This window comes from Streptomyces sp. NBC_01260, assembly GCF_036226405.1.
Classification (GTDB): domain Bacteria; phylum Actinomycetota; class Actinomycetes; order Streptomycetales; family Streptomycetaceae; genus Streptomyces; species Streptomyces laculatispora.
Map to the genome: position 1 here is coordinate 6620215 of NZ_CP108464.1, position 16594 is coordinate 6636808.

15 protein-coding genes are annotated in these 16594 nt (G+C 70.1%); 10 read left to right on the plus strand and 5 right to left on the minus strand.

Features of this window, described 5'->3' with window-relative positions; genetic code table 11:
• Positions 1 to 39: 39 nt before the first annotated feature.
• The 8 genes from gap to OG322_RS29520 all read left to right on the plus strand — a co-directional run bounded on the left by gap (position 40) and on the right by OG322_RS29520 (position 7824).
• Positions 40 to 1047, plus strand: coding sequence for a type I glyceraldehyde-3-phosphate dehydrogenase (gene gap, locus OG322_RS29485; RefSeq protein WP_123469283.1), 1008 nt, complete (start codon positions 40 to 42; stop codon positions 1045 to 1047).
• A gap of 108 nt (positions 1048 to 1155) precedes the next feature.
• Positions 1156 to 2367, plus strand: a complete 1212-nt coding sequence (locus OG322_RS29490; RefSeq protein ID WP_123469281.1) for a phosphoglycerate kinase — start codon at positions 1156 to 1158, stop codon at positions 2365 to 2367.
• 6 nt (positions 2368 to 2373) lie between these two features.
• The gene (tpiA, locus tag OG322_RS29495) at positions 2374 to 3150 is read left to right on the plus strand and encodes a triose-phosphate isomerase (protein ID WP_123469279.1); all 777 of its coding nucleotides are present in this window, start codon (positions 2374 to 2376) and stop codon (positions 3148 to 3150) included.
• Between the two features lie 114 nt (positions 3151 to 3264).
• Positions 3265 to 3501: a preprotein translocase subunit SecG gene (gene secG / locus OG322_RS29500; protein ID WP_072483071.1), complete on the plus strand. Its 237-nt coding sequence runs from the start codon at positions 3265 to 3267 to the stop codon at positions 3499 to 3501.
• 108 nt (positions 3502 to 3609) lie between these two features.
• Positions 3610 to 3945 (plus strand): RNA polymerase-binding protein RbpA, encoded by a 336-nt coding sequence (locus OG322_RS29505; RefSeq protein ID WP_078617917.1) that lies wholly within the window; start codon positions 3610 to 3612, stop codon positions 3943 to 3945.
• Between the two features lie 153 nt (positions 3946 to 4098).
• Positions 4099 to 5751, plus strand: coding sequence for a glucose-6-phosphate isomerase (pgi, locus tag OG322_RS29510; protein ID WP_123469859.1), 1653 nt, complete (start codon positions 4099 to 4101; stop codon positions 5749 to 5751).
• Positions 5752 to 5755: 4 nt separating this feature from the next.
• Positions 5756 to 6259 carry a PH domain-containing protein gene (locus tag OG322_RS29515; RefSeq protein ID WP_123469277.1) on the plus strand — a complete coding sequence of 168 codons (504 nt, stop codon included), beginning with the start codon at positions 5756 to 5758 and terminating at the stop codon, positions 6257 to 6259.
• Entirely contained in the window at positions 6256 to 7824 is a 1569-nt protein-coding gene (locus OG322_RS29520; RefSeq protein ID WP_123469275.1) for a PH domain-containing protein, read from the plus strand. Before OG322_RS29515 ends, OG322_RS29520 begins: the two co-directional genes overlap by 4 nt.
• A gap of 177 nt (positions 7825 to 8001) precedes the next feature.
• On the opposite strand, the gene pgl is transcribed toward OG322_RS29520, so the two are convergent.
• From pgl to tkt, 5 genes are read right to left on the minus strand one after another with little or no spacing between them, the layout of a single operon-like run.
• On the minus strand, positions 8002 to 8787 hold the full coding sequence (gene pgl, locus OG322_RS29525; RefSeq protein WP_123469273.1) for a 6-phosphogluconolactonase: 786 nt from the start codon (positions 8785 to 8787) through the stop codon (positions 8002 to 8004).
• Positions 8784 to 9821 carry a glucose-6-phosphate dehydrogenase assembly protein OpcA gene (gene opcA, locus OG322_RS29530; protein WP_123469271.1) on the minus strand — a complete coding sequence of 346 codons (1038 nt, stop codon included), beginning with the start codon at positions 9819 to 9821 and terminating at the stop codon, positions 8784 to 8786. The genes pgl and opcA overlap by 4 nt, the downstream gene beginning before the upstream one ends.
• Positions 9818 to 11350 (minus strand): glucose-6-phosphate dehydrogenase, encoded by a 1533-nt coding sequence (zwf, locus tag OG322_RS29535; protein ID WP_123469269.1) that lies wholly within the window; start codon positions 11348 to 11350, stop codon positions 9818 to 9820. The genes opcA and zwf overlap by 4 nt, the downstream gene beginning before the upstream one ends.
• 5 nt (positions 11351 to 11355) lie before the next feature.
• On the minus strand, positions 11356 to 12474 hold the full coding sequence (gene tal / locus OG322_RS29540) for a transaldolase (RefSeq protein WP_123469267.1): 1119 nt from the start codon (positions 12472 to 12474) through the stop codon (positions 11356 to 11358).
• A gap of 34 nt (positions 12475 to 12508) precedes the next feature.
• On the minus strand, positions 12509 to 14611 hold the full coding sequence (tkt, locus tag OG322_RS29545) for a transketolase (protein WP_123469265.1): 2103 nt from the start codon (positions 14609 to 14611) through the stop codon (positions 12509 to 12511).
• Between the two features lie 435 nt (positions 14612 to 15046).
• Here tkt and OG322_RS29550 point away from each other — a divergent pair, with 435 nt between their 5' ends.
• Both OG322_RS29550 and OG322_RS29555 read left to right on the plus strand, forming a co-directional pair.
• Positions 15047 to 16000 (plus strand): heme o synthase, encoded by a 954-nt coding sequence (locus OG322_RS29550; RefSeq protein WP_123469263.1) that lies wholly within the window; start codon positions 15047 to 15049, stop codon positions 15998 to 16000.
• A gap of 97 nt (positions 16001 to 16097) precedes the next feature.
• Entirely contained in the window at positions 16098 to 16454 is a 357-nt protein-coding gene (locus OG322_RS29555) for a hypothetical protein (RefSeq protein ID WP_123469261.1), read from the plus strand.
• Positions 16455 to 16594 lie beyond the last annotated feature (140 nt).

Consider the following 16594-nt stretch of genomic DNA (forward strand, 5'->3'; position numbering starts at 1 on the left):
GGCGTCGAAAACCGGCGTACCTAACGAGGAGATCGGTTCGTGACGATCCGCGTAGGCATCAACGGCTTTGGCCGCATCGGTCGTAACTACTTCCGCGCGCTGCTGGAGCAGGGTGCGGACATCGAGATCGTGGCTGTCAACGACCTGGGTGACACTGCGACCACGGCTCACCTGCTGAAGTACGACACCATTCTGGGTCGTCTCAAGGCCGAGGTCAGCCACACCGCCGACAGCATCACCGTCGACGGCCACACCATCAAGGTGCTCTCCGAGCGCAACCCGGCGGACATCCCGTGGGGCGAGCTGGGCGTCGACATCGTGATCGAGTCGACCGGCATCTTCACCAAGAAGGCCGACGCCGCCAAGCACATCGCGGGCGGCGCCAAGAAGGTCCTCATCTCGGCTCCGGCCAAGGACGAGGACATCACGATCGTGATGGGCGTCAACGAGGAGAAGTACGACGCGGCCAACCACCACGTCATCTCCAACGCCTCCTGCACCACCAACTGTGTCGCGCCGATGGCCAAGGTTCTCGACGAGAACTTCGGCATCGTCAAGGGCCTCATGACGACGGTCCACGCGTACACGAACGACCAGCGGATTCTGGACTTCCCGCACTCCGACCTGCGTCGCGCCCGCGCCGCCGCGGAGAACATCATCCCGACCACGACGGGTGCCGCCAAGGCCACCGCCCTGGTCCTGCCGCAGCTCAAGGGCAAGCTCGACGGCATCGCGATGCGCGTCCCGGTCCCGACCGGCTCGGTCACCGACCTGGTCATCACGCTGGAGCGCGAGGTCACCCGCGACGAGGTCAACGCCGCCTTCCAGAAGGCTGCCGAAGAGGGCTCCCTCAAGGGCCGCCTCGTCTACACCGAGGACCCGATCGTGTCCTCGGACATCGTCTCGGACCCGGCTTCCTGCACCTTCGACTCGCTGCTCACCATGGCAGAGGGCAACCAGGTGAAGGTCATCGGCTGGTACGACAACGAGTGGGGCTACTCCAACCGCCTCGTCGACCTGACCGTCTTCGTCGGCAGCCAGCTCTGACCCTCGAATCGGCAGGCACCTCGATGTGAGCACGGGGCTCGAACAGCGCAACGAAGCGCCGTTCGAGCCCCGTTGCATGCTCTCTCGTCCTTCCAAGGAGTCCAGAAGATGAAGACCATCGACGAACTTCTCGCCGAAGGGGTCACCGGCAAGCGCGTATTCGTCCGCGCCGACCTCAACGTGCCGCTCAGCGGCACCACCATCACCGACGACGGCCGCATCCGTGCCGTCCAGCCGACCGTGGAGAAGCTGGCTGCGGCCGGTGCCCGGGTCGTCGTCGCCTCGCACCTGGGCCGCCCCAAGGGTGCCCCGGACCCGGCGTTCTCGCTGGCTCCCGCGGCCGCCCGGCTCGGTGAACTGCTCGGGACCGGCGTGGCCTTCGCGACCGACACGGTCGGCGAGTCCGCCCGCGCCACGGTCGCCGCCCTCACCGACGGCAAGGTCGCCGTCATCGAGAACCTCCGCTTCAACGCCGGCGAGACGTCGAAGGACGACGCCGAGCGCGGCGCGTTCGCCGACCAGCTGGCCGAGCTCGCCGACGTGTACGTGGGCGACGGCTTCGGCGCCGTGCACCGCAAGCACGCCTCGGTCTTCGACCTTCCGGCCCGGCTGCCGCACGCCGCGGGCGACCTGATCGCCACCGAGGTCGGCGTCCTGAAGAAGCTCACCGACGACGTGCAGCGGCCCTACGCGGTCGTGCTCGGCGGCGCCAAGGTCTCCGACAAGCTCGGCGTCATCGACCACCTCCTGGAGCGGGCCGACCGCATCCTCATCGGCGGCGGCATGGCGTACACCTTCCTCAAGGCCCAGGGCCACGAGGTCGGCAGCTCGCTGCTCCAGGAGGACCAGATCCCGGTGGTGCTGGAGTACCTCAGGCGCGCCGAGGAGAAGGGCGTGGAGTTCGTGCTCCCCGTCGACGTCGTGGTCGCCCCGGCGTTCCCCGACCTCAAGACCAAGGCCCCGGCCCACCCCGCCACCGTCGCCGCCGACGCCATGCCGGCCGGCCAGATGGGGCTGGACAACGGTCCGGAGACCAACAAGCTCTACGCATCGAAGCTCGCCGACGCGGCCACCGTCTTCTGGAACGGCCCCATGGGAGTCTTCGAGCACCCCGATTTCGCCGAGGGCACCAGGGCGGTCGCCCAGGCCCTCGTCGACTCGTCCGGCTTCAGCGTGGTCGGCGGTGGCGACTCCGCCGCGGCCGTCCGCATCCTGGGCTTCGACGAGAACGCGTTCGGACACATCTCGACCGGTGGCGGCGCCAGCCTCGAATACCTCGAGGGCAAGACGCTTCCCGGCCTCGCCGCACTGGAGGACTGACCTTTCATGACCACCCGCACCCCGCTGATGGCGGGCAACTGGAAGATGAACCTCAACCACCTTGAGGCCATCGCACACGTCCAGAAGCTCTCCTTCGCCCTGGCCGACAAGGACTACGACGCCGTCGAGGTCGCCGTCCTGCCGCCCTTCACCGACCTGCGCTCCGTGCAGACGCTGGTCGACGGCGACAAGCTGAAGATCAAGTACGGCGCCCAGGACATCTCGGCGCACGACTCCGGCGCGTACACCGGTGAGATCTCCGGCCCGATGCTCGCCAAGCTGAAGTGCACCTATGTCGCCGTCGGACACAGCGAGCGCCGCCAGTACCACGCCGAGACCGACGAGGTCTGCAACGCCAAGGTGAAGGCCGCGTACAAGCACGGCCTGACCCCGATCCTCTGCGTCGGCGAGGGCCTGGACATCCGCAAGGCCGGCGAGCAGGTCGCCTACACGCTCGCCCAGCTGGACGGCGCGCTGAAGGACGTCCCGGCCGAGCAGGCCGAGTCCATCGTGATCGCCTACGAGCCGGTCTGGGCCATCGGCACCGGCGAGGTCGCCACCCCCGACGACGCGCAGGAGGTCTGCGGTGCGATCCGCGGCCGCCTCGCCGAGCTGTACTCGCAGGAGCTGGCCGACGCGGTCCGCATCCAGTACGGCGGCTCGGTCAAGTCCGGCAACGTCGCCGCGATCATGGCGCAGCCCGATGTGGACGGCGCGCTGATCGGTGGCGCCGCCCTGGACACCGACGAGTTCGTCAAGATCGTCCGCTTCCGCGACCAGTGAGTATGCGGTAGCGCGGATCCGTCGTACCCTTGCGGGGGCCGAGGAGGGCACAGCCTCCCGGCCCCCGTTGTTCGCATACGCAGTCCAGGAATTCCGGAAAGTAGGGACCAGCCCGTGATTTTGGCGTTCGAGATCGCCCTGATCGTCTTCAGCCTGCTGCTGATGCTGCTGGTGCTGATGCACAAGGGAAAGGGCGGCGGTCTCTCCGACATGTTCGGTGGCGGCATGCAGTCGTCCGTCGGTGGCTCCTCGGTCGCCGAGCGCAACCTCGACCGGATCACCGTCGTGGTCGGTCTGGGCTGGTTCGCATGCATTGTGGTGCTTGGTCTGCTCATCAAGCTGGACAACTGACCCGTCGTAAGCGATTCCTGTGAGGGTGTAACTCCAATCACTGGACGCGCGTTGGGCCTTACGTAGACTGGGGCATCTTCGAGCACCATCACGCAGGGAGTTACGACCGTGGCAAGTGGCAACGCGATCCGGGGAAGCCGGGTCGGAGCGGGGCCGATGGGGGAGGCCGAGCGCGGCGAGTCCGCGCCACGCGCCCGCATCTCCTTCTGGTGCTCGAACGGGCACGAGACGCAGCCGAGCTTCGCCCATGACGCCCAGGTACCGGAGACCTGGGACTGCCCGCGCTGCGGTTTCCCGGCCGGCCAGGACCGTGACAGCCCGCCGGACCCGCCGCGTACCGAGCCGTACAAGACGCACCTCGCGTACGTCCGCGAGCGGCGCAGCGACGAGGACGGCGAAGCCATTCTCGCCGAGGCCCTCGCGAAACTCCGCGGCGAGATCTAGACGTTGTTCACCGGCCGGACACCCCCAGGGTGCCCGGCCGGAATGCTTCCGCCGTGCCGCAGCCCGCCGCCGTCCCGTCCGTCCACCTGATCAATTAGGTTGGAGGGGCAGCGGGGAACTGCGGTGACGAGGAGAAGTGGGCTGATGTCCGGGATGAACGCACAAAGTCGAACCAGGCTCAACCAGACGCCGGAATGGACCGCGCTGGGAAAGCACCGTGAGCAGCTCGGGACGACCCATCTGCGCGAGCTGTTCGCGGACGATCCGGAGCGCGGCACCGGATACACGCTGCGGGTCGGCGACCTGTACGTCGACTACTCCAAGCAGCTGGTCACCGATGAGACGCTCCGGCTGCTGCGCGAACTCGCCGGGGCCACCGGGGTCGCCGGGCTGCGGGACGCGATGTTCCGCGGCGACAAGATCAACACCACCGAGGACCGCGCCGTCCTGCACACCGCGCTGCGCGCCCCGCGCGACGCCGTGATCGAGGTCGACGGCGAGAACGTGGTGCCCGCGGTGCACGCGGTGCTCGACAAGATGGCCGCCTTCTCGGAGCGCGTCAGGTCGGGCGAGTGGACCGGGCACACCGGCAAGCCGATCAGATGCATCGTCAACATCGGCATCGGCGGCTCCGACCTCGGCCCCGCGATGGCGTACGAGGCGCTGCGCTCCTTCACGGACCGCTCGCTCACCGTCCGCTTCGTCTCCAACGTCGACGGCGCCGATCTCCACGAGGCCGTGCACGACCTCGACCCGGCCGAGACGCTCTTCGTCATCGCGTCGAAGACCTTCACCACGATCGAGACGATCACCAACGCCACCTCTGCCCGCGACTGGCTGCTGACCGGACTGGGAGCCGGTCAGGACGCGGTTGCCAAGCACTTCGTGGCGCTGTCGACGAACGCCGAGAAGGTCGCGGACTTCGGCATCGACACCGCGAACATGTTCGAGTTCTGGGACTGGGTCGGCGGCCGCTACTCGTACGACTCCGCCATCGGCCTCTCGCTGATGATCGCCATCGGCCCGGACCGGTTCCGCGAGATGCTCGACGGCTTCCACCTCGTCGACGAGCACTTCCGCACCGCCCCGGCCGAGGAGAACGCCCCGCTGCTGCTGGGTCTGCTCGGTGTCTGGTACGGCGCGTTCTTCGACGCCCAGTCGCACGCCGTGCTGCCCTACAGCCACTACCTGTCCAAGTTCACCGCGTACCTCCAGCAGCTGGACATGGAGTCCAACGGCAAGTCGGTGGACCGGGACGGCAATCCGGTGGACTGGCAGACCGGACCGGTCGTCTGGGGCACTCCCGGCACCAACGGGCAGCACGCCTACTACCAGCTGATCCACCAGGGCACGAAGGTCATCCCGGCCGACTTCATCGGCTTCGCCGAGCCGGTCGAGGGTCTGCTGCCCGGCCTGGTCGCCCAGCACGATCTGCTGATGGCCAACTTCTTCGCCCAGACCCAGGCGCTGGCCTTCGGCAAGACACCGGAGGAGGTGCGCGCCGAGGGCGTCGCCGAGGAGCTGGTGCCGCACAAGACGTTCCGCGGCAACCACCCGACGACGACGATCCTGGCCGACCGGCTGACGCCTTCGGTGCTCGGCCAGCTGATCGCGCTGTACGAGCACAAGGTCTTCGTCCAGGGCGCGATCTGGAACATCGACTCCTTCGACCAGTGGGGTGTCGAACTCGGCAAGGTCCTCGCCAAGAAGATCGAGCCGGTGCTGACCCAGGGCGAGGGCGCCGAGCAGCTGGACAGCTCGACCGCCGCGCTCGTCGCCGCGTACCGCGAGCGCAGGGGGCGCTGAACCCATGCCCACGGGGGAGGGGGCGGTCCGGCTGCGGCCACCGGTCAACACGCTGGACCCCCGGGTCGTCGGCTGGTGGCGGACCCGGTGGCTGCTGCTGACCGCCGGTCCGGTGGTGGTCCTGGCCGTGCTGGGCGTGTTCCTCGCGTCCGCCCGGTTCTGGCTGCTGCTCTGCGCCGCGGTCCTGGCGGCCGTCGGCGCCGGCTGCGCCGTCCTTCTCCCCCTGTGGTGGTTCCGCACCCATCGCTGGGAGGTCACCGACGAGGCGGTGTACGTCCGTACGGGGGTGCTGTGGCAGGAGTGGCGGATCGCGCCGATGTCCCGGATCCAGACCGTGGACACCGTGCGCGGCCCCCTCGAACAGCTCTGCCGGCTCGCCACGGTCACCGTCACCACCGCCTCGGCCAAGGGCGCGGTCCGGATCGAGGGCCTCGACCACGAGCTGGCTGCCGAGCTCGCCGAGCGGCTGACCCGGATCACCCAGGGCACCCCCGGGGACGCCACATGAGCACGGCGAACACTGCCCCGGACGAAGCCTCGCTGGGCGAGGGGCGCGCTGACGGGCCCGCGCCTCCCGCCGACTGGCGGCGGCTCGACCGGCGCACGGTCCTGCTCGCCGCTCTTGTCACCGCGGGCGTGGCGGCCGGTGCCGCCGTGCCGACCGCACTCGGGCTCTCCGGGCGCCTCGGGTCCGGCCCCGCCGTCGCCTGGGTACTGACGGGCGCCGTCCTGCTGATCGCCTCCGGCGCGGGCGGCGACTACGTACGCTGGCGCCGCACCCGGTACCGCGTCGGCGCCGACCGGGTCGAACTCCACACCGGCCTGCTGCTGGTCAAGAGGCGCTCCCTGGCCCGCGAACGCATCCGGAGCGTCGACCTCACCGCCCATCCGCTCCAGCGCGTACTCGGACTCGTCACCGTCCGGATCGGCACCGGTGAGCACACCGGCGGCGAATCCACCCTGGAGCTCGACCCGGTCCTGCGGGCCGAGGGCGAACGGCTGCGCCGCGCACTCCTGGCGCGGGGCCTCACCGCCACCTCGGGCAGCCACCGCGAGGGCGAGCTGGTCTCCCTCGACCCGCACTGGATCCGCTACGCGCCGGTCTCGTTCGTCGCACCCGCGCTCGGCGGCGCGGCGGCCGGGGCCGTGCTGCAGGTCAGCGACTGGTTCGGGGCGCAGGGCCAGGTGATCGAATGGGTCGGCGACCGCTACCGGGACACCTCCCTGCTCTCGGTGATCGTGCTCCTCGCCGTCGCCGGGGTGCTCGCCGGGGTCGTCGGCGCGCTGGGCCTCTGGGTCGAGATGTGGTGGAACTACCGCCTCGAACGCGAACCCGGCGGCACCCTGCGCATCCGACGCGGCCTGCTCACCTCCCGGTCCGTCTCCATCGAGGAGCGCAGGCTGCGCGGGGTCGACCTCGTCGAGCCGCTCGGCGTCCGGCTGCTGGGCGCCGCCCGGGTCGACGCCATCACCACCGGACTGGCCAAGGACGACGAGGAGCAGCACGGCAACCACAACACCCTGCTGCCCGCCGCGCCCCGGCCGGTCGCCGGTGCCGTCGCCGCCGCCGTGCTGCGCGAGACCACGTCCCCGACCGGCGCCCCGCTGACCGCGCACCCCGCCACTGCCCGCGGCCGGCGGCTGCGCCGGGCGCTCTGGGCGGTCCTCGCCCCGGTCCTCGTCCTCGCGCTGCTCGGCGCCCTGCTGACGCCCGTCCTGCTCTGGATCGCGCTCGGCTGCGCGGTCGTGGGACTGCCCGCCGGGGTGCTGCTGGCCCGGGACGCCTACCGCGGTCTCGGACACGCGCTCAGCGGCGCGTACCTGGTGACCCGCTCGGGCGCCCTGCGCCGCTCCACCGCGGCGCTGGAACGGGCCGGGGTGATCGGCTGGACGGTGCGCCAGTCGTACTTCCAGCGGCGGGCCGGGCTGCTGAACATCACCGCCACGACCGCCGCCGGAGCGGGCGCCTACACGGTGTACGACGCGGACGCGGCCGAGGGGCTGGACTTCGCCTCCGAGGCCGTCCAGGGCCTGCTGGAGCCCTTTCTGGAGCGGGTCCCGCCGGGGGAGTGAGCCAGGCCGGCCGGGCTCGGTGCTGACGGGCGCCGACTTCCGGAAGGCCGCTGCGCGCCGTACGTCCGACGCGCCCGCCGCCACGGTCCCGCTGCGCAGGGGGCGAGCCGTTCACGCCGCAGGCCCGGCCGCTCCGAGGAGCGAACCGGGCCTGCGGGTCATGCCACTGACGGCCGATCAGGCGGAAGCCGGCGGATAGAGGGCGCGCGGCAGCTGCGAGGCCGCCGCCGCGTCCAGCAGCCACAGCGTGCGACTGCGTCCGTACGCACCCGCCGCAGGGGCCTGGATCTCCCCGGCACCCGACAGGGCGATGGCCGCGGCCTCCGCCTTGTCCTCGCCCGCCGCGAGCAGCCACACCTCGCGGGCCGCCCGGATGGCGGGCAGCGTGAGCGTGACCCGGACGGGCGGCGGCTTGGGGGCCCCGTGCACACCGACGACGGTGCGCTCGGTCTCCCGTACCGCGGGCAGCTCGGGGAAGAGCGAGGCGACATGCGTGTCCGGGCCGACGCCCAGCATCAGCACGTCGAACACCGGCACCGGACCGTGGTCCTCCGGACCGGCCGCGGCGGCCAGCTCGGCGGCGTACGCGGCCGCGGCGGCCTCGACGTCCCGGCCGTGCGGGCCGTCCGACGCGGGCATCGCGTGCACCCGGGACGGGTCCAGCGGCACCGAGTCCAGCAGGGCCTTGCGGGCCTGCGTGACATTGCGCTCCGGATCGCCCTCCGGCAGGAACCGCTCGTCGCCCCACCACAGGTCGAGCCGCGACCAGTCGACCGCGTCCCGGGCGGGCGCCTCGGCGAGCGCGGCCAGCAGGCCGTTGCCGTTGCGTCCGCCGGTGAGCACGACCGATGCGTGACCGCGTGAGGCCTGGGCGTCCACGACCTTCGTGATCAGCCGGGCCGCGGCGGCCTGCGCCATCAGCTCCTTGTCGCGGTGCACGACGAGCTGGGGGACGACGCTCACTTCGACGCCGCCTTCTTCGCCGCCGTCTTCTTGGCGGCGGGAGCGGCGGACGCGCCGTCCGGCTTCTCGGCCGCGGCGGCCTTGGGAGCGGCGGCCTTGGACGCGGCTGCCTCCCCGAGCCGTTGCACGCCGAACTTCACCGAGGACGCATAGGTGTTGTCCGGGTCGAGCCGGCGCAGTTCCTCGGCCAGCAGCTCCGCGGTCTCCCGCCGCTTGAGCGCCACCGCGCGGTCCGGCTGCCCCACCATGGAGAGCGTGGCCAGCGAACCGTCGGCCCGGTCCAGCACGATCGTGCCGTTCTTGGTCTCCATCTTGACGGCCGTCAGACCCGGGCCGCCCGACAGGGTGCGCTCCACCGGCACCTGGAGCCGGTCCGCGAGCCACATGGCCAGCAGCTCGCAGCTCGGGTTCTCGGACTCGCCCTCGACCGATGCCGAGACCACGTCCACGGACTGCTGGTCCAGCGCGGCCGCCAGCATCGAGCGCCACGGCGTGATCCGGGTCCAGGCCAGATCGGTGTCGCCGGGGGTGTACGACTTCGCGCGCACCGCCAGCTCGGCGCTCGGGTGCTCCGCCGAGTACGCGTCCGTGATCCGGCGCTGGGCGAGCGCGCCCAGCGGGTCCTTCGCCGGATCGGCGGGTGCCGCCTCCGGCCACCAGACCACGACCGGCGCGTCCGGCAGCAGCAGCGGCAGGACCACCGACTGCGCGTGGTTGACCAGTTCGCCGTGGAGCCGCAGCACCACGGTCTCGCCGGTGCCCGCGTCGGAGCCGACCCGGACCTCGGCGTCCAGCCGCGCGTCGCGCCGGCTGCGCGGCGAACGGCTGACCCGCTTGATCACCGCGATGATCCGCGAGGGGTGCTCGCGCGAGGCGTCGCCCGCCGACTTGAGGGCGTCGTAGGCGTTTTCCTCGTCGGTGACGATGACCAGCGTGAGGACCATGCCGATCGCCGGGGTGCCGATGGCACGACGGGCCGACACGAGCGCCTGGTTGATCTTGCTGGAAGTGGTTTCCGTGAGATCGATCTTCATGGCCGGCGCCAGCTCCGTCCGTCTCGTGCGAGCATCTCGTCGGCCTCGGCCGGGCCCCAGGTGCCCGACGAGTACTGCGCGGGCTTGCCGTGCTTGTCCCAGTACTCCTCGATCGGGTCGAGGATGTCCCAGGAGAGTTCGACCTCCTGGTGGCGGGGGAAGAGGTTGGCGTCGCCGAGCAGCACATCGAGGATGAGCCGCTCGTACGCCTCCGGGCTGGACTCGGTGAAGGACTCGCCGTAGGCGAAGTCCATCGTGACGTCCCGGACCTCCATCGAGGTGCCGGGCACCTTGGAGCCGAACCGCACGGTCACGCCCTCGTCCGGCTGGACCCGGATGACCAGGGCGTTGCTGCCCAGCTCCTCGGTCGCCCCGGACTCGAAGGGCAGGTACGGGGCGCGCTTGAAGACGATCGCGATCTCGGTGACCCGGCGGCCGAGCCGCTTTCCGGTACGGAGATAGAACGGCACACCCGCCCAGCGGCGGTTGTTGATCGTCAGCTTGATCGCGGCGAAGGTGTCGGTCTTCGACTTGGGGTCGATACCGTCCTCCTCCAGGTAGCCGAGGACTTCCTCGCCGCCCTGCCACGCGTGCGCGTACTGGCCGCGCACGGTGTGCTTGCCGAGGTCGTCCGGCAGCTCGACGGCCGTGAGGACCTTGAGCTTCTCGGCCACCAGCGCCTTCGGGTGGAAGGAGCCGGGCTCCTCCATCGCGGTCAGCGCCAGCAGCTGGAGCAGGTGGTTCTGGATGACGTCCCGGGCGGCGCCGATGCCGTCGTAGTAGCCGGCCCGGCCGCCGATGCCGATGTCCTCGGCCATCGTGATCTGGACGTGGTCGACGTAGCTCCGGTTCCAGATCGGCTCGAACATGGTGTTGGCGAACCGCAGCGCCAGGATGTTCTGGACCGTCTCCTTGCCCAGGTAGTGGTCGATCCGGAAGACCTCGTTGGGCGGGAACACGTCGTGCACGAGATGGTTGAGCTCCTGCGCGCTCTTCAGGTCGTGGCCGAAGGGCTTCTCGATGACGGCACGCCGCCAGGAACCCTCCTTCTGGTCGGCCAGCCCGTGCTTCTTGAGCTGCTGGACGACCTTGGGGAAGAACTTCGGCGGCACGGAGAGGTAGAAGGCGAAGTTGCCGCCCGTCCCCTGTGCCTTGTCGAGTTCCTGGATGGTCGCCTTCAGGGTCTCGAAGGCGTCGTCGTCGTCGAAGTTGCCCTGGACGAAGCGCATCCCCTGGATGAGCTGCTGCCAGACCTCTTCACGGAACGGAGTACGGGCGTGCTGCTTGACGGCGTCGTGGACCTCCTGGGCGAAGTCCTCGTCCTGCCATTCGCGGCGCGCGAAGCCGATGAGCGAGAAGCCCGGCGGCAGCAGGCCGCGATTGGCCAGGTCATAGACGGCGGGCATCAGCTTTTTACGGGACAAATCGCCCGTGACGCCAAAGATGACCAGGCCCGACGGCCCCGCGATGCGCGGGAGCCGTCGGTCCTGGGCGTCACGGAGCGGGTTGGCTCCGGGAACACCAGACAAAGTGGTCAGCCCTCCGAAGGGGCGAGGCGCTTGAGTTCCGCCTCTGTCGAGTTGAGCAGGTCGATCCAGGACGCCTCGAACTTCTCGACACCCTCGTCCTCAAGGAGCTGGACGACGTCGTCGTACGAGACACCGAGCCCGTTGACGGCATCGAGCTCGGCGCGGGCCTGCTCGTAGGTGCCGGCGATGGTGTTGCCGGTGATCTGCCCGTGGTCCGCGGTGGCGTCCAGGGTGGCCTCGGGCATGGTGTTCACCGTGCCGGGGGCGACCAGGTCGTCCACGTACAGGGTGTCCTTGTACGCGGGGTCCTTCACACCGGTGGAGGCCCACAGCGGACGCTGCTTGTTGGCGTGCGCCTTGTCCAGCGCCGCCCAGCGGTCCGAGGAGAAGACCTCCTCGAACGCCTGGTAGGCGAGCCGGGCGTTGGCGAGAGCGGCCTTGCCCTTCAGCGCCTTCGCCTCGTCGGTGCCGAGCGCGTCGAGGCGCTTGTCGATCTCGGAGTCGACACGCGAGACGAAGAACGAGGCCACCGAGTAGATCTTGGAGAGGTCCAGGCCCGTGGCCTTCGCCTTCTCCAGGCCCGCCAGGTAGGCGTCCATGACCTCGCGGTAACGCTCCAGCGAGAAGATCAGCGTGACGTTGACGCTGATGCCCTTGCCGATGACCTCGGTGATCGCCGGCAGACCGGCCTTCGTCGCCGGGATCTTGATGAGCGTGTTCGGCCGGTCCACCAGCCAGGCCAGCTGCTTGGCCTCGGCGACGGTGGCATCCGTGTGGTGCGCCAGACGCGGGTCGACCTCGATGGAGACCCGGCCGTCCTGGCCGTCCGTGCTGTCGAAGACCGGACGCAGGATGTCGGCGGCGTCACGGACGTCCGCCGTCGTGATCATGCGGATGGCCTCGTCGACCGTGACCTTGCGGGTGGCGAGGTCGGTGAGCTGCTGCTCGTAACCGTCGCCGTGCGAAATCGCCTTCTGGAAGATCGACGGGTTGGTGGTGACACCCACCACGTGCTGCTGGTCGATCAGCTCGGCGAGGTTGCCCGAGGTGATCCGCTTGCGCGACAGGTCATCGAGCCAGATCGCCACGCCCTCGTCGGAGAGGCGCTTGAGTGCGTCTGTCATGAGAATTGCATCTCCTACTAGTCGTATAACGGCGTCAGCGCGCGGCGGCCGCGAGAGATTCCCGCGCGGCGGCGGCAACGTGCTCGGCGGTGAAGCCGAACTCGCGGAAGAGGACCTTCGCGTCGGCCGAGGCGCCGAAGTGCTCCAGCGAGACGATCCGGCCCGCGTCCCCGACGTACCGGTACCAGGTCAGCGCGATGCCCGCCTCGACGGCCACACGCGCCTTCACGGACGGCGGCAGGACGCTGTCCTTGTACGCCTGGTCCTGCTCCTCGAACCACTCGACACACGGCATCGAGACCACCCGGGTCGGGATGCCGGCCGCCTGCAGCTCCTCGCGCGCCCCGACGGCGAGCTGCACCTCGGAACCGGTAGCGATGAGGACGAGCTGGGGCGCCGCGCTCTGCCCGTCGGGCGTCTCCGCGTCGAAGATCACGTAGCCGCCCTTGGCCGCGTTCTCGTTCGCCTCGTACGTCGGCACGCCCTGACGGGTCAGTGCCAGGCCGTGCGGGGCGCCCTTGCCGAACACCTTGGTGTAGCGGCGCAGGATCTCGCGCCAGGCGATCGCGGTCTCGTTGGCGTCGGCCGGGCGGACGACGTTCAGGCCCGGGATGGCGCGCAGCGAGGCCAGGTGCTCCACCGGCTGGTGGGTCGGGCCGTCCTCGCCGAGACCGACCGAGTCGTGCGTCCACACGTAGGTCACCGGCGCGTGCATCAGCGCGGACAGGCGCACGGCGTTGCGCATGTAGTCGGAGAACACCAGGAAGGTGCCGCCGTAGATGCGGGTGTTGCCGTGCAGCGCGATGCCGTTCATGGCGGCGGCCATCGCGTGCTCGCGGATGCCGAAGTGGATTGTGCGCCCGTACGGGTCCGCGCCCGGCAGCGGATTGCCCGCCGGCAGGAACGACGACGTCTTGTCGATCGTGGTGTTGTTCGAGCCCGCGAGGTCGGCCGAGCCGCCCCACAGCTCGGGGACGATCTCGCCCAGCGCCTGGAGCACCTTGCCGGAGGCGGCGCGGGTGGCGACACCCTTGCCGGTCTCGAAGACCGGGAGCTTGTCCTCCCAGCCCTTGGGCAGCTCGCCCGCGCGGATGCGGTCGAACTCGGCGGCGCGCTGCGGGTTCGCGGTGCGCCAGGCGGCGAAGGCCTTCTCCCACTCGGCCTTGGTCTCACGACCGCGGTCCAGCGCCTCACGGGTGTGCGCGATGACCTCGTCGGCGACCTGGAAGGACTTCTCCGGGTCGAAGCCGAGGACCTTCTTGGTCGCGGCGACCTCGTCGGCGCCGAGGGCCGAGCCGTGCGCGGCCCCGGTGTTCTGGGCGTTCGGAGCGGGCCAGGCGATGATCGAGCGGGCCGCGATGAACGACGGGCGGGTGGTCTCGGCCTTCGCGGCCTGGAGCGCCTCGTACAGACCCGCCGGGTCCAGGTCACCGCTGGGCAGCTGCGCGACACGCTGGACGTGCCAGCCGTAGGCCTCGTAGCGCTTCAGGGTGTCCTCGGAGACCGCGGTCTCCGTGTCGCCCTCGATGGAGATGTGGTTGTCGTCCCACAGGAGGACCAGGTTGCCCAGCTTCTGGTGCCCGGCCAGCGAGGACGCCTCCGCGGAGATGCCCTCCTGGAGGCAGCCGTCGCCGGCGACGGCCCAGATCATGTGGTCGAACGGCGAGGTGCCGGGGGCCGCCTCGGGGTCGAACAGGCCGCGCTCGTAGCGGGAGGCCATGGCCATGCCCACGGCGTTGGCGACACCCTGGCCCAGCGGGCCGGTGGTCGTCTCCACGCCCGTGGTGTGGCCGTACTCCGGGTGGCCCGGAGTCTTCGAGCCCCAGGTGCGGAAGGCTTCGAGGTCCTCCAGCTCCAGGCCGTACCCGGCCAGGTAGAGCTGGATGTACAGGGTCAGGCTGCTGTGGCCCACCGAGAGCACGAACCGGTCACGACCGGTCCACTCCGCATCGGCGGGGTCGTGCCGCATCACCTTCTGGAAGAGGGTGTACGCGGCGGGAGCCAGGCTCATGGCCGTACCCGGGTGGCCGTTTCCGACCTTCTGTACGGCGTCCGCGGCGAGAACGCGGACAGTGTCCACGGCCCGCTGGTCCAATTCGGTCCACTGGAGGTCTGTGGTGGTCGGCTTGGTGCTCACCCTGAGTCAGGGCTCCTCTCCACTGTTGTAAACCGGTGGCTGTGACCGCACCGGGCGTTGTCGAGCCTACCCCCGTCGCAACCCGCGATTTCCGGGTAATCCCAGGGTGCGGGCGGCCCGCCGGATTCGCCTCCCGTATGAGCGCGCGGGCTCACCGATGTGCCACTCCGATGAGCGCGGGGACCCACTCCTGAGGCACTGCGAAGAGCGTGCCGGAACACCCCTGCGCGAGTCCTCCGGGTGCCCGGGATTCCCGGTGTGTCACCCGGATGAGCCAAGCCCTCCACGCAGGTGCCGCAACGGTCCCCCGCGCCACATCAACACGACGCGACCCCCGCGAAGAGCGGCATGTCCCCAACGTCTACAGTGGACTGGTTCGCGCAAGTCTTTACCGGGCCCTCACGCCCGGAGCTTGCTGGGATTTCTCTGTCAGGGGTGTGCGTGACGGCCGTCGAGTCCCGACCCGCAGGGGTCGCCTTGACTCCGAGCCCAGGGGGCCATCGCCCATTCGGGGCCCGTGTCAAGGCATTCGTGGCACTGACCAAGCCTCGGATCATCGAGCTGTTGCTGATCACCACTGTTCCGGTGATGTTCCTGGCCGCTCAGGGTGTACCCGACCTGTGGCTCGTGCTCACTACCACCATCGGCGGCTACCTGTCCGCCGGCGGTGCCAATGCACTGAACATGTACATCGACCGCGACATCGACGCGTTGATGGACCGTACGTCGCAGCGACCGCTGGTCACCGGCATGGTGAGCCCGCGCGAGTGCCTGGCCTTCGGTATCGCCCTCGCGGTGATCTCGACGGTCTGGTTCGGACTGCTGGTGAACTGGCTGTCGGCGGCGCTGTCGCTCGGCGCCCTGCTCTTCTACGTCGTCGTGTACACGATGCTGCTGAAGCGCCGCACCTCGCAGAACATCGTCTGGGGCGGTATCGCGGGCTGCATGCCGGTCCTCATCGGCTGGTCGGCCGTGACGAATTCGATGTCCTGGGCCGCGGTGATCCTCTTCGCCGTCATCTTCTTCTGGACACCGCCGCACTACTGGCCGCTCTCCATGAAGGTGAGGGACGACTACGCGCGAGTCGGCGTCCCGATGCTTCCGGTCGTTGCCACCAATCGGGTGGTTGCCCGCCAGATCGTGCTCTACAGCTGGGTCATGGTCATCGTCTCGCTGCTGCTGACCCCGCTGGGCTACACCGGCTGGTTCTACACGGTTGTGGCCTTGCTCACCGGTGGCTTCTGGCTCTGGGAGGCACACGGCCTGCAGAGCCGGGCCAAGGCCGGAGCGGCCGGGGCCAAGCTCAAGGAGATGCGGCTGTTCCACTGGTCGATCACCTATGTGTCGCTGCTGTTCGTCGCCGTCGCCGTGGACCCCTTCCTGAGGTAGTCCGCTCCTTCGGCCTCCGCCGGCGGGCGGGGTGCGTGGCCCACGCCACGTGCCCCGCCCGTCGCCAGTTGATCTACCCGTCGGTAGCATCCTGTCCATGGCAGAGACGGCTGAGACCCAGCAGGTGGACGGCAAGCAGGCGGCGCGCGCGGAGCGCAGGGCGGCGCGGCTCGCCAAGCAGATCGGCGCCTTCGCGAAGGCCCACGGCGGTGCCGAGGGGCAGCTCGCCTACATCGGACAGACGGGCACCCGCATCGTCCTGGTCGGCGAGGACGGCGGCTGGGGCGATCTGGTCGCCCCGTCGTACGCGGTCGCCGAGAGCGCCGCGCGGAAGTCCGGGATCACGATGCACGAGTCCTTCGACGGCGAGTTCGCCGCCAAGGTGCGCACCGGTCCGTACGAGTGGACGCGGATGGCCGGCATCCAGATCGGCGGCCCGGCCAACAAGGCCTAGGGCCGAACGGGCCGAGCTGGCCGAACAGAACGGCCGCCCCGGCGCACGGCGGCCGGTGGACCTCGTTGCGGGCGGCCCGGACGCGCATGGCTCCGGCACCGGCCGGAGCCGCGCCGCCCCGGGCCCGTCCGGCGACGCCC

Coding starts and splice junctions, on each gene's coding strand:
- OG322_RS29490 (WP_123469281.1), top strand. CDS start 1,156: ATGAAGACCATCGACGAACTTCTCGCCGAAGGGGTCACCGGCAAGCGC.
- tpiA (WP_123469279.1), top strand. CDS start 2,374: ATGACCACCCGCACCCCGCTGATGGCGGGCAACTGGAAGATGAACCTC.
- pgi (WP_123469859.1), top strand. CDS start 4,099: ATGAACGCACAAAGTCGAACCAGGCTCAACCAGACGCCGGAATGGACC.
- OG322_RS29515 (WP_123469277.1), top strand. CDS start 5,756: ATGCCCACGGGGGAGGGGGCGGTCCGGCTGCGGCCACCGGTCAACACG.
- OG322_RS29520 (WP_123469275.1), top strand. CDS start 6,256: ATGAGCACGGCGAACACTGCCCCGGACGAAGCCTCGCTGGGCGAGGGG.
- opcA (WP_123469271.1), bottom strand. CDS start 9,821: ATGAAGATCGATCTCACGGAAACCACTTCCAGCAAGATCAACCAGGCG.
- tal (WP_123469267.1), bottom strand. CDS start 12,474: ATGACAGACGCACTCAAGCGCCTCTCCGACGAGGGCGTGGCGATCTGG.
- OG322_RS29555 (WP_123469261.1), top strand. CDS start 16,098: ATGGCAGAGACGGCTGAGACCCAGCAGGTGGACGGCAAGCAGGCGGCG.